This window comes from Kitasatospora sp. RG8 (assembly GCF_017813315.1).
Classification (GTDB): Bacteria; Actinomycetota; Actinomycetes; order Streptomycetales; family Streptomycetaceae; genus Kitasatospora.
The window spans coordinates 467221-479517 of the sequence record NZ_JAGIYX010000004.1; the positions used below are offsets into that span (position 1 = coordinate 467221).

Consider the following 12297-nt stretch of genomic DNA (forward strand, 5'->3'; position numbering starts at 1 on the left):
CAGGGCCGGTCGTCCCGGGGGTGGAGACCGTTCCCAGGGCGGCCGGATACCCTTGGGGACGACGACCGTACCGATACCGATGCCGCAGAGGACCCGCGACGACGTGTTCGACACCCTTTCCGATCGCCTCGCAGCGACGTTCAAGAACCTCCGTGGCAAGGGCCGCCTCAGCGAGGCGGACATCGACGCCACCGCCCGCGAGATCCGCATCGCGCTGCTGGAGGCGGACGTCGCGCTGCCGGTCGTGCGGGCCTTCATCAAGCAGGTCAAGGAGCGGGCGCTCGGCGCCGAGGTCTCCGGCGCGCTGAACCCGGCGCAGCAGATCATCAAGATCGTCAACGAGGAGCTCATCGCGATCCTCGGTGGCGAGACCCGCCGGGTGAGGTTCGCCAAGAGCGGCCCGACGGTGATCATGCTCGCCGGTCTCCAGGGTGCCGGTAAGACCACCCTCGCGGGCAAGCTCGGCCACTGGCTGAAGAAGCAGAAGCACACCCCGCTGCTGGTCGCCTGCGACCTCCAGCGCCCCAACGCCGTCAACCAGCTCCAGGTCGTCGCCGACCGCGCGGGCGTGGCCTTCTACGGCCCGCAGCCGGGCAACGGCGTCGGCGACCCGGTGCAGGTCGCCCGCGACTCGATCGAGTACGCGAAGCAGAAGCAGTACGACGTCGTCATCGTCGACACCGCCGGCCGCCTCGGCATCGACGCCGAGCTGATGCAGCAGGCCGCCGACATCCGGGCCGCGGTCAACCCGGACGAGGTCCTGTTCGTCGTCGACGCGATGATCGGCCAGGACGCGGTCACCACCGCCCAGGCCTTCCTCGACGGCGTCGACTTCACCGGCGTGGTGCTCTCCAAGCTCGACGGCGACGCCCGCGGTGGTGCCGCGCTCTCGGTCGCGCACGTCACCGGCCGCCAGATCATGTTCGCCTCCAACGGCGAGAAGGTCGACGACTTCGACGCCTTCCACCCGGACCGGATGGCCTCGCGCATCCTCGGCATGGGCGACATGCTGTCGCTGATCGAGAAGGCCGAGCAGACCTTCTCCCAGGCCGAGGCCGAGAAGATCGCCTCCAAGCTGCAGGGCGGCGGCAAGGACTTCACGCTCGACGACTTCCTGGCCCAGCTGGAGCAGGTCCGGAAGATGGGCTCGATCTCCAAGCTGCTGGGCATGCTGCCCGGCATGGGCCAGATCCGCGAGCAGATCAACAACATCGACGACAAGGACGTCGACCGCGTCGGCGCCATCATCAAGTCGATGACCCCGGCCGAGCGGACCGACCCGAAGATCATCAACGGCTCGCGCCGCGCCCGCATCGCCAAGGGTTCGGGCGTCCAGGTCGGCGAGGTCAACAACCTGGTCGAGCGGTTCTTCGACGCCCGCAAGATGATGTCGGCGATGGCCTCCGGCAAGGGCATCCCCGGCATGCCGGGGATCCCGGGCATGGGCGGCGGCTCGAAGAAGTCCGCGAAGAAGGCCCCGGCGGCCAAGGGCAAGCGCAAGAGCGGCAACCCGCTGAAGCGCGCGCAGGAGGAGGCCGCGGCCGCAGAGCGCCGCGCGCTCGGCGCGGGCGGCGGCCAGGCCCCGGCCCAGGGCGGCGCGTTCGGGCTCGGCGCGGGCAAGGGACCGGCCGACTTCGAGCTGCCGAAGGAGTTCAAGGACCTGCTGTAGGTCCGCTGCGCAGCCTCGCGCGGCCCGCCGTCCGGATTTCCTCCGGGCGGCGGGCCGTTCGCATGTCCGGGGAGGCCGTTCGCGCGCCCGGGGAGGTTGTTCGCCGGTCCGGTGCGGCCCTTCGCCGGTCCGGTGCGGCCCTTCGCAGGTCCGGGGAGGTCATCCGCCGGTCCGGGGAGGTCATCCGGCGGTCCGGTGCGGCCCTTCGCAGGTCCGGGGAGGTCATCCGCCGGTCCGATGCGGCCCTTCGCAGGTCGGATGATCCGCATGTCCGATGATGAGGGGGTGAGAGTGACGATCAGGGCCCCGCGGGCCGAGGACGTGGTTGCGTACGCCGAGGCGGTCCGACGGTCCGCCGAGCACATCGGACGGTGGAACCCGGTGGAGCCGGACGGCCTGCCGGACCTCATGGAGCGGCAGGGCGCCGGGCTGCGGACCTTCCTGATCTTCGACCGGGAGACCGGCGGGCTGGTCGGCAAGGTCAACGTGGCCAACATCGTGATGGGGCGGTTCTGCAACGGGGCGCTCGGCTACGACTCGTACCTGCCGTTCGCCGGCACCGGCCGGATGACCGAGGGCATGCGGCTGGTGCTGGACAGCTGCTTCGCCCCTCAGACGGCCGGCGGGCTCGGGCTGCACCGGCTGGAGATCAACGTGCAGCCGGACAACGGGCGTTCGATCGGGCTGGCCAAGCGGCTGGGCTTCCGGCACGAGGGGTTCACGCCCCGGATGCTGTTCCTGCAGGGCGAATGGCGGGACCACGAGCGCTTCGCCCTGACCGCCGAGGAATGGCCGGGCTCCGCGGCGGCGTAGCCGTCGGGGGGTGGCGCTGCCGGGGGGTTGGGGGCCGGGGGTTGCGGGCTCGGGGGCGGGGGTCCGCGGCTCCGGGGGGTGCGGCGTTGCGGATGGATCACCCGAGCAGGTGTCCGTATTGTCCGACGGGTGACCGAACCGGCGCCGCCTCGCCAGACCCCCGACCAGCCCTGGCGCTCCGAGGGTGCACCGCCCCCGCCGCCCCCGCGCCGCAGGATGCCCGGCGGCTGGACGGGTCTCATCCTCACCGCGCTGGTGGTCTTCCTGATCACCGACCTGCTGCTGTCCTTCTTCGGCAAAGCCGGCGCCACCACGATCTCCTACACCGAGTTCAACAACCAGCTGAACAAGGGCAACGTCGCCAAGATCTACTCCAAGGGCGACGCCATCGAGGGCACCCTGAAGAACGCCGCGCCCAAGCCGGACGGCGGCAAGGGCGACTACACCGACTTCGACACCCAGCGGCCCTCCTTCGCCGGCGACAGCCTCTGGACCACCCTCCAGCAGCAGGGGGTCGAGGTCACCGCCAAGCCGGTGGTCCAGCAGCGCAGCTTCCTCGCCAACCTGCTGATCTCGCTCGCCCCGATGCTGCTGCTCATCCTGGTCTGGGTGCTGCTCGCCCGACGGATGGCCGGCGGCCTGGGCGGCGGCGCGCTCGGCCGCAAGGCCCCGCCCAAACCGGTCGCCGCCGAGTCCGGCAAGCGCACCACCTTCGCCGACGTGGCCGGCATCGACGAGGTCGAGGCCGAACTCACCGAGGTGGTCGACTTCCTGAAGAACCCTCAGCGCTACCGCAGGCTCGGTGCCAAGATGCCCCGCGGCGTCCTGCTCAGCGGTCCGCCCGGCACCGGCAAGACCCTGCTGGCCCGGGCCGTCGCCGGCGAGGCCGACGTGCCGTTCTTCTCCGCCTCCGCCTCCGAATTCATCGAGATGATCGTCGGCGTCGGCGCCAGCCGGGTTCGGGACCTCTTCACCGAGGCCCGGAAGGTCGCCCCCTCGATCATCTTCATCGACGAGATCGACACCATCGGCCGCCAGCGCGGCGGCAGCGGCGGCATGGGCGGCCACGACGAACGCGAGCAGACGCTCAACCAGATCCTCACCGAGATGGACGGCTTCACCGGCTCCGAGGGCGTCATCGTCATCGCCGCCACCAACCGGGTCGACGTCCTCGACCCGGCCCTGCTGCGCCCCGGCCGGTTCGACCGCCGGATCACCGTCAGCCCGCCCGACCGGGACGGCCGCGCCGCCATCCTGCGCATCCACACCAGGACCGTCCCGCTCGCCGGGGGCACCGACCTCGCCCAGCTGGCCAAGGTCACCCCCGGCATGACCGGCGCCGACCTGGCCAACCTGGTCAACGAGGCCGCCCTGCTGGCGGTCAAGCGCAAGCAGGACGCGGTGGGGGAGCGGGACCTCTCGGACGCACTGGAGAAGGTCCAGTTGGGCGCCGTCCGGCCGCTGGTGATGCCGCAGGACGAGCGGGAGCGCACCGCGTACCACGAGAGCGGCCACGCGCTGCTCGGCATGCTCCAGCCGGGCGCCGACCCGGTCCGCAAGATCACCATCGTGCCGCGCGGCCGGGCCCTCGGCGTCACCCTCTCCACCCCCGAGACCGACCGCTACTCGTACACCGAGCCCTACCTGCGCGGGCGGATCATCGGCGCGCTCGGCGGGATGGCCGCCGAGCAGGTCGTCTACGGCGTCATCACCACCGGCGCGGAGAGCGACCTGGAACAGGTCACCAACATCGCCCGCGGCATGGCCGGCCGCTGGGGCATGAGCGAGCGCGTCGGCCGGCTCACCGCCGTCCCCTCCGACCCCCAGGGCGCCTACGGGCTCTCCGCCGCGCCGACCACGCTGGACGCGGTGGACGAGGAGGCCCGGCGGATCGTCTCCGAGTGCTACGACGAGGCGCTCCGGCTGCTGACCGAGCAGCGGGACCGGCTGGACGCGTTGGCGGCGGCCCTGCTGGAGGCGGAGACGCTGGACGAGGAGGAGGCGTACCGGGCGGCGGGGGTGCCGCGGAAGGCGCTCGACCAGGCCTGAGGCGCTGGGGACGGGGGTGTTCGGCGGGACGGGTTGGGGAGGGGCGCTCGCGGTGGGTGCGGGCGCCCCTCCGGTGTGCCGTCGCTGCGCTTGCCGCGGGCGAGCGGCCGGGATGCCGAGCGGGCGGGGCCCGGCCGGCGGTCGGGTGGCGGGCCCGGCCGGCGGTCGGGTGGCGGGGAGTCGGGCGACCGGGTGGTCAGCGGGGTTGTTCGGCGACCAGGTAACGGAAGACGTTCTCCATCCGGACTGAGCCGTCCGCGCGCAGGTACGGGTGCAGCACCTCCGCCAGCTCCTTCGCCACCAGCGGCAGCCCCGAGAACTCCGCCGCCGCGTTGTACAGACCGGTGGAGAGCAGCCCGCGCACCGCGCTGTCGAGGTCCGGGTAGGCGAACGGGCAGCCCACCCGGCCGCTGCCGGCCGGGCGCAGGCCGGCCGGTGCCAGGAGATCCTCCAGGGCGCCGGGCGTACTCAGTCCGAACGGGTCGCGCGCGGTGGTGCGCCCCGCCATCCGGCGGGCCACGTCCAGCACGGCCGCGCTCTCGCAGCGCTCCGGCGGACCCCAGGCGGCCAGCACCACGTGTCCGCCGCGCAGCGTCAGCCGGGCTGCCTCGGTCACCACGCGCTGCGGTTCCGCGGCCCCTGGCAGCTGCTCGAAAACCGTGACCAGCGAATGGGCCGAGCGGGGGACGGCCGATGCGGTCCGGGCACTCGCGCCCACCTGGAGCCGACGGCCCCGGGCCAGCTCGCGCAGCTCGTCCTGCGGCTCCAGTCCGGCGACCTGGGCACCCCGTCCGGCCGCCAGCAGCAGGGCCAGGCCCGACCGGCAGCCCAGACCCAGCACGCTGGTCGCCGGGCCGACCTCCAGGCGGTCGTAGACCGCTTCGTAGAGCGGCACCAACATGCGTTCCTGGATCTCCGCCCAGTCGCGCGCCCGCGCGGGCCACGCTGCCGGGGGCAGCGGGTCGTGCGGTCGTGCGCCCGCGGGTCGTACGGTTGTGCCGGTCGATCGAGCTGAAGCCATCGCGGCCTCCCATCCGGTCCTTCGGTGTGCTGCTACGGCTCCCCCAAAGTCCCGCCCCACTCCAGCGAACAGCGGCTCGGGCGTGGCGTCCAGAGGGGTGCAGGGTGGTGCGCGCGTGTCGCGGTCGTGCGCCCCCCGGCAGCAGCCGCGTTGCCGGTCCCGTCGCCCGACCCGTTGCCGGTCCCGGTGCCCGACCCGTTGACCGACTCACGGCCGATGCCGTTGCTGTTCAGGTGTGGTGCGGGCCGTCGGGCCGGTCGGCCCGGCGGCCGATCCGCTGCCGAGCCCGTTACCGATTCGAAGTCAGGGCCCTGCTCCCCGTACCATTCGCCCCATGGCAAAGGCACCCGTTCTCACCCCCCAGGCGGACGACTTCCCGCGCTGGTACCAGGACCTCATCAACAAGGCCGAGCTGGCCGACAACGGTCCGGTGCGCGGCACCATGGTCATCCGACCGTACGGCTACGGCCTGTGGGAGCGGATGCAGCAGGAGATGGACGCCCGCATCAAGAAGGCCGGCGCTCAGAACGCCTACTTCCCGATGTTCATCCCGCAGTCCTACCTGACCAAGGAAGCGGAGCACGTCGAGGGCTTCGCCCCCGAGCTCGCGGTGGTCACCCACGGCGGCGGCAAGCAGCTGGACGAGCCGGTCGTCGTCCGGCCCACCTCCGAGACCATCATCAACGAGTACTTCTCCAAGTGGGTGCAGAGCCACCGCGACCTGCCCCTGCTGATCAACCAGTGGGCCAACGTGGTCCGCTGGGAGCTCCGCCCGCGCGTCTTCCTGCGCACCACCGAGTTCCTCTGGCAGGAGGGCCACACGGCCCACGCCACGTACGAGGACGCCCGTGACTACGCGTCGATGATCCACACCCAGGTCTACGGCGACTTCATGACCAACGTGCTCGGCATCGACGTCGTGCTCGGCCGCAAGACCGCCAAGGAGCGCTTCGCCGGCGCCATCAACACCCTCACGCTCGAAGGCATGATGGGCGACGGCAAGGCGCTGCAGATGGGCACCAGCCACGAGCTGGGCCAGAACTTCGCCAAGGCGTTCAACACCACCTACCAGCTCCAGGGCGCCGAGCGCGAGTACGTCTGGCAGACCTCCTGGGGCGTCTCGACCCGCATGGTCGGCGGCCTGATCATGTCCCACGGCGACGACAACGGCCTGCGGGTTCCCCCGCGCCTGGCCGCCGTCCAGGCCGTCGTCCTCGCCATCAAGGGCGACGACGCGGTGATCGCCAAGGTGCGCGAGATCGGCGCCACGCTGGAGGCCGCCGGCATCCGGGTCGTCGTCGACGACCGCACCGACACCCCGTTCGGCCGCCGCGCGGTCGACTGGGAGCTCAAGGGCGTTCCGCTGCGCATCGAGGTCGGCCCGCGCGACCTGGAGAACGGCACCGCGATGCTGGCCCGCCGCATCCCCGGCGGCAAGGAGCCGGTCTCGATCGACGCCCTCGCGTCGCTCGTGCCGGGCGTGCTGGAGGAGGACCAGGCGCTGCTGCTGCGCCAGTCCCGCGAGCGCCGTGAGGCCCGCACCGTCGACGTGAAGAACCTCGACGAGGCCGTCGAGGCCGCCGCGACCGGCTGGGGCCGGATCTCCTGGGCCGAGCTTGGGCCGGAGGGCGAGGCCAAGCTGGCCGAGCAGGGCGTCTCGGTGCGCTGCATCGTGGCCGCCGACGGCTCCGTGCCGGCGACGGACGACCAGGACGGCAACATCGCCATCGTCGCGCGCGCCTACTGATCGACTCGGGGACGGGGCTCCGGTGCCGGTGGTTCGGTGCCGGGGCCCCGTTTCGACGGTTGGGTGATCTGGCGCCGGCGGTTCGGCGCTCCGGTGCCGCGGTTCGGTGCTCCGGTGCCGGTGGTTCGGTGCTCCGGTGTCGACGTTCCGCTGCCGGCGTTCCGGCGTCCGCGGTTCGGTGCGAGCCGTTCAGTGCGAGCCGTTCGGCGGGAGTCGTCGGCGCGAGTGGTTCGACGCCAAAGGGTTCGATACCAAAGGGCTCGATGTCGGGTGGTTCGGTACCGAAGATCCGAGGCTGAGCGTTTCGGGGCGTTCGGGAGTGATTCCGGCGCGTTCGAGGTGTTCGTGGTGCCGGAAACCGACTCGTACTGATGAGTAATGACGGGCCCCGGCAGCCGCCGCCGGAAATTCCGACGGTAACCGCCCCGGCGTCGTCTCGGTCGTCGACATCCCTACTGGCCGGTCAACTCCCGGTATTAACGGAATAGCGGTACGGTGTACGGCCCGTGGCCCTGTCAACTCGACAGGATCATGGGCCGTACGTATGTCCGGGGAGCGACAGCCCGTTCCCCGTGGCAGAAAAGGGATGAGGCCCGCCGAGCTGCGACGGGCCCAAACGTGCAGGGGGTTGGTCTTGCGTCAGATCCGGAACGCGCAATTTGCGCGCGCTCGTACATTCCTGAGAGTTTCCTGGGAATTCCCGGGGAACGGGAACATGCGGAACATCGGCTCGCACTCCATCGTTGGTCTAGCGTGAGCACGACACAGCCCCTCGTTCTCGCGGCCGAACTGGCCGCCGCCTGGAGCGACATCCAGGCCTTCCATCAGGACCTCCCCGACCTCGCCTCGCCCGAGGCGTTGATCGGCGAGTCCTCCTCGGCCTGTGGCACGCGGCTCGGTTTCGAGCGGCTCCTCCACGAGGCTGCCCACGGTCTGGCCGCGGCCCGGGACATCCGGGACACCTCGCGCGCCGGCCGCTACCACAACCGACGCTTCCTGCTCCTCGCCTCGGAGCTGGGCCTGGCGCACCCGGTGGAACCGCACGCGAGCAGCGGATTCTCCCAGGTGACCATGCTCAAGGAGACGCGCGAGCGGTACGCCGAGACCATCGAACGCCTGGACCGCGCCCTCGGTGCGCACCAGGAGGCGGTGGCCGGTGACGGCGCCACGCGGGCCTTCCGCGGCCCGGCCGCCCGGCACGGCTCCTCCGGGGGCGGCGTCCGGGTGAAGGCGGTCTGCGGCTGCGGGCGCAACGTCCGGGTCGTCCCGTCGGTGCTCGCGCAGGCGTCCATCGTCTGCGGGGCCTGCCAGCAGCCGTTCAAGATCGCGTAATCGGCGTCGGCGGAAGCAGTCGGCGGAGGCGGTCGGAAGGAGCGGCCGGTAGCTGTGCGGGCAGCTGCCCCGGCCGGAGCGAGTCCGTGGCGCCGACGCCGATCGGTGCGCGGTTGATCGCCGGACCTGCCTCCGGTCCCGATTGGCCGGTACCCGGCCGACCGGTGGTGGTGGGAGTTGGGCTGACCGGGAGCGGGGGCTCCCGGTCGGACCTGTCCCCTGTCGGTCGGACCGGCTCCCCTCCGCTCCCTCCCGGGCCTCCCAGGCCTCCGGCGGCGCCTCCCGGGGCTCGTCCCGCTCGGGTGCTCCCGGTCTTCTGTCCCGAATCTCCCCGGCCCCTTCGGGTGCGGTCCGTGGCCTGTCGCGCCCGAGCCCGGTCAAGGCGGTTCGCGCCGGTATGGCAGAATGGACAGCTGAGTACTCGGCAGCCGAGCAGGACCCCTCTCTCCTACGGCTGGCGTGTCCCTTGAACGGCCCACCCCCGCAACCCCACGCGAGGGCAAGGCTGCTCACCCACGTCAACACCAGGAGAATCCACTCCCGTGGCAGTCAAGATCAAGCTCAAGCGTCTCGGCAAGATTCGCTCCCCGCACTACCGCATCGTCGTCGCCGACGCCCGCACCAAGCGTGACGGTCGCGCGATCGAGGAGATCGGCATCTACCAGCCGACCTACAACCCCTCGAAGATCGAGGTCGACAGCGACCGCGCCCAGTACTGGCTGTCCGTCGGCGCCCAGCCGACCGAGCCGGTGCTCGCCATCCTGAAGCTGACCGGCGACTGGCAGAAGTTCAAGGGCCTGCCGGCTCCGGCGCCGCTGAAGGTCGCCGAGCCGAAGGTCGAGGACTTCTCGCACCTGTTCGCGAAGGCCGTCGCCGGCTTCGAGGACGCCACCACCGGTGTCGCCATCACCCCCAAGGCCAAGAAGTCGGACAAGGCCGAGGCTGAGGCCGACGCCGCCGCCGAGGCCTGATCGTGATCGAGGACGCCCTCGACCACCTGGTGAAGGGCATCGTCGAGCACCCCGACGAGGTGCAGGTGCGCTCGCGCAACCTGCGTCGGGGCAACACCATCGAGGTGCGAGTGCACCCCGATGACCTCGGCAAGGTGATCGGCCGGGGCGGCCGCACGGCGCGCGCACTGCGCACCGTGGTCGGCGCCCTCGGCGGTCGCAACGTCCGGGTCGACCTGGTCGACGTGGACAGCATTCGCTGACGCTGCTGCTCGTTCAGCCGTCAGGCTTGAGGCCGGTCGGGACGCATGTCGTCCCGGCCGGCCTTCGCCGTTTTTCTTGCGGCCCTGTTCTTTTCTCTGCCTTCCCTAGGCCTTCCCTAGCACCCATCCAGGAGAACGATCACCGTGCAGCTCGTCGTCGGCAAGATCGGCCGCGCCCACGGCATCAGGGGGGACGTCAGCGTCGAGGTCCGCACCGACGAGCCGGAACTCCGGCTCGGCCCCGGTGCCGTCGTGCTCACCGACCCCGCGTCGGCCGGACCGCTGACCGTCGAGTCCGGCAAGGTGCACAGCGGCCGGCTGTTGCTGCGTTTCGCCGGCATCAAGGACCGCAACGCCGCCGAGGCGCTGCGCGGCACCATCCTGATCGCCGAGGTCGACCCGGACGAGCGCCCGGACGACCCGGAGGAGTACTACGACCACCAGCTGATCGGCATGGACGTGGTGCTGCTGGACGGGACCCCGGTCGGCGAACTGACCGAGGTGGTCCACCTGCCCTACCAGGACCTCCTCACGGTGGAGAAGCCCGACGGCACGGAGGTGCTGGTGCCGTTCGTGACCCGCATCGTGCCGACCATCGACCTGGAGAACCAGCGGGTGGTGATCGACCCGCCGCCCGGGCTGATCGACCCGGAGCAGGCCGAGGTCGTGCAGGCTGCGGCGGACGAGCCGGAGGAGTCGGAGTGACCGCCGAGGGAGTGCAGCCGCAGGAGCGGTCCGAGGCGGCGGCCGCCCCGTCCGCCGGGGCTGACGGCTCCGCGTCGTCCGGCCCGTCCGGCCCGTCCGCCCCGTCCGGCCCGTCCGTGCAGGACGGGATGCGGATAGACGTCGTGACGATCTTCCCGGAGTACCTGGAGCCGCTGAACATCTCGCTGGTCGGCAAGGCCCGTGCCCGCGGCCAGCTCGACGTGCACGTCCACGACCTGCGCGAGTGGACCCACGACATCCACCGGACCGTGGACGACAGCCCCTACGGCGGCGGTCCCGGCATGGTGATGAAGCCCGAGCCGTGGGGCGAGGCGCTGGACGCGGTCATCGGCCGCGGTCCGGCGGGAGAGGTGCCCACGCTGGTGGTGCCCACCCCCAGCGGGCGCCCGTTCACCCAGGAGCTCGCCCAGGAACTCGCCGGCCGTCCGTGGCTGACGTTCACCCCGGCCCGGTACGAGGGCATCGACCGGCGCGTGATCGAGGAGGCGGCCACCCGGATGCCGGTGGTCGAGGCGTCGATCGGCGACTACGTCCTGGCCGGCGGCGAGGTCGCCGTCCTGGTGATGGTCGAGGCGATCGCCCGGCTGCTGCCCGGGGTGCTCGGCAACGCGGAGTCCCACCGTGACGACTCCTTCGCGCCCGGCGCCATGGCCGACCTGCTGGAAGGCCCGGTCTACACCAAGCCCGCCGAGTGGCGCGGCCGGACCGTCCCGGATGTGCTGCTCAGCGGCAACCACGGCCGGATCGCCCGCTGGCGGCGCGAGCAGGCCTTCGCCCGCACCCTGGCGAACCGGTCCGACCTGGTGGAACGCTGGCAGTACGGCGCCTTCGACAAGAAGGACCGCGAGGCGCTCAGCATCCTCGGTCTCGCCTGGGACGAACGGCTCGGCCGATTTCGGTCCGTGGCCGATGGTGTGGAAGAATAGGCCGCTGTTGTCTGTCGCTGGGCTCCTCCCGTAGGGGTCACGTGGTCCGGTGCCCCCGCCACGGGGGGAACATCGCCAACCGATGCGGCCCGCAGCAAACCCCATTGTGACGAACTTCCGTGGGCGGCCCGTGGCGCCTGCGATGGAGAGCAACATGAGCAACAAGCTCGCTGCTGTCGACGCGGCCTCGCTGCGTAGCGACATTCCGGCCTTCCGCGCCGGTGACACCCTGAAGGTTCACGTCCGGGTCATCGAGGGCAACCGCTCCCGTGTCCAGGTCTTCCAGGGCGTCGTCATCCGCCGCCACGGCGCCGGCGTCGGTGAGACCTTCACCGTCCGCAAGGTCAGCTTCAATGTCGGCGTGGAGCGCACCTTCCCGGTGCACACCCCGGTCGTCGAGAAGATCGAGGTCGTGACCCGCGGTGCGGTTCGCCGCGCCAAGCTGTACTACCTGCGTGACCTCCGCGGCAAGGCCGCGAAGATCAAGGAGAAGCGCGACCGCTGATCCACCGGCCCCCGGTTCTGCCGGGGGATCGGAGCGCTCTGGGGGGCGCCGCTGCCGCAGGGTAAGCTCAGCCCCCGATGAGCACGCACGAACCATCCGCGGACCGCGACGGCTGTCCCGCACCCACCGGTGCGGACTCGCCCTCGCGGTCCGCGGCCGTTTCTGCGGTCGTTTCCGGGGCTGTTTCCTCGGGCGTCGCTCCGGTCGCTGTTGCGGCGTCCGGGGCCGGGTCTGGGGACGGGGCCGGGGTCGCGTCCGGGGTCAGGTCCGGGGGCAGGTCCGGGGCGGCGGTCGGC

At 71.7% G+C, this 12297-nt stretch carries 11 protein-coding genes; 10 read left to right on the forward strand and 1 reads right to left on the reverse strand.

The window, feature by feature from the left end:
• The first annotated feature begins 103 nt into the window (after window positions 1–103).
• The 3 genes from ffh (at window position 104) to ftsH (ending at window position 4531) form a co-directional block, all read left to right on the forward strand.
• The gene (ffh, locus tag J5Y04_RS09645) at window positions 104–1669 is read left to right on the forward strand and encodes a signal recognition particle protein (RefSeq protein ID WP_209411550.1); all 1566 of its coding nucleotides are present in this window, start codon (window positions 104–106) and stop codon (window positions 1667–1669) included.
• Window positions 1670–1936: 267 nt separating this feature from the next.
• Window positions 1937–2482 (forward strand): GNAT family N-acetyltransferase, encoded by a 546-nt coding sequence (locus J5Y04_RS09650; RefSeq protein WP_209411435.1) that lies wholly within the window; start codon window positions 1937–1939, stop codon window positions 2480–2482.
• Between the two features lie 129 nt (window positions 2483–2611).
• Window positions 2612–4531: an ATP-dependent zinc metalloprotease FtsH gene (gene ftsH, locus J5Y04_RS09655; RefSeq protein ID WP_209411436.1), complete on the forward strand. Its 1920-nt coding sequence runs from the start codon at window positions 2612–2614 to the stop codon at window positions 4529–4531.
• Between the two features lie 196 nt (window positions 4532–4727).
• Here the strand turns inward: ftsH and J5Y04_RS09660 are convergent, their stop codons facing one another.
• A complete protein-coding gene (locus J5Y04_RS09660) occupies window positions 4728–5552 on the reverse strand; it encodes a methyltransferase domain-containing protein (RefSeq protein WP_209411438.1) in 825 nt (274 codons plus the stop codon).
• Window positions 5553–5886: 334 nt separating this feature from the next.
• On the opposite strand from J5Y04_RS09660, the gene proS reads away from it, so the two are divergent.
• The 7 genes from proS to rplS all read left to right on the forward strand — a co-directional run bounded on the left by proS (window position 5887) and on the right by rplS (window position 12001).
• On the forward strand, window positions 5887–7299 hold the full coding sequence (gene proS / locus J5Y04_RS09665; protein WP_209411440.1) for a proline--tRNA ligase: 1413 nt from the start codon (window positions 5887–5889) through the stop codon (window positions 7297–7299).
• Window positions 7300–8052: 753 nt separating this feature from the next.
• Complete coding sequence (locus J5Y04_RS09670) at window positions 8053–8631, forward strand: hypothetical protein (RefSeq protein ID WP_148642772.1); 579 nt, start codon at window positions 8053–8055, stop codon at window positions 8629–8631.
• 542 nt (window positions 8632–9173) lie between these two features.
• Complete coding sequence (rpsP, locus tag J5Y04_RS09675; protein WP_045700219.1) at window positions 9174–9602, forward strand: 30S ribosomal protein S16; 429 nt, start codon at window positions 9174–9176, stop codon at window positions 9600–9602.
• Between the two features lie 2 nt (window positions 9603–9604).
• Window positions 9605–9844 (forward strand): RNA-binding protein, encoded by a 240-nt coding sequence (locus J5Y04_RS09680; RefSeq protein ID WP_030306741.1) that lies wholly within the window; start codon window positions 9605–9607, stop codon window positions 9842–9844.
• A gap of 144 nt (window positions 9845–9988) precedes the next feature.
• Window positions 9989–10549, forward strand: coding sequence for a ribosome maturation factor RimM (rimM, locus tag J5Y04_RS09685; protein WP_209411441.1), 561 nt, complete (start codon window positions 9989–9991; stop codon window positions 10547–10549).
• Window positions 10550–10677: 128 nt separating this feature from the next.
• Window positions 10678–11496, forward strand: a complete 819-nt coding sequence (gene trmD / locus J5Y04_RS09690) for a tRNA (guanosine(37)-N1)-methyltransferase TrmD (RefSeq protein WP_209411552.1) — start codon at window positions 10678–10680, stop codon at window positions 11494–11496.
• 154 nt (window positions 11497–11650) lie between these two features.
• Window positions 11651–12001, forward strand: a complete 351-nt coding sequence (gene rplS / locus J5Y04_RS09695; RefSeq protein ID WP_063347674.1) for a 50S ribosomal protein L19 — start codon at window positions 11651–11653, stop codon at window positions 11999–12001.
• Window positions 12002–12297: the final 296 nt, after the last annotated feature.

Coding starts and splice junctions, on each gene's coding strand:
- J5Y04_RS09650 (WP_209411435.1), top strand. CDS start 1,937: ATGTCCGATGATGAGGGGGTGAGAGTGACGATCAGGGCCCCGCGGGCC.
- J5Y04_RS09660 (WP_209411438.1), bottom strand. CDS start 5,552: ATGGCTTCAGCTCGATCGACCGGCACAACCGTACGACCCGCGGGCGCA.
- proS (WP_209411440.1), top strand. CDS start 5,887: ATGGCAAAGGCACCCGTTCTCACCCCCCAGGCGGACGACTTCCCGCGC.
- trmD (WP_209411552.1), top strand. CDS start 10,678: ATGCGGATAGACGTCGTGACGATCTTCCCGGAGTACCTGGAGCCGCTG.
- rplS (WP_063347674.1), top strand. CDS start 11,651: ATGAGCAACAAGCTCGCTGCTGTCGACGCGGCCTCGCTGCGTAGCGAC.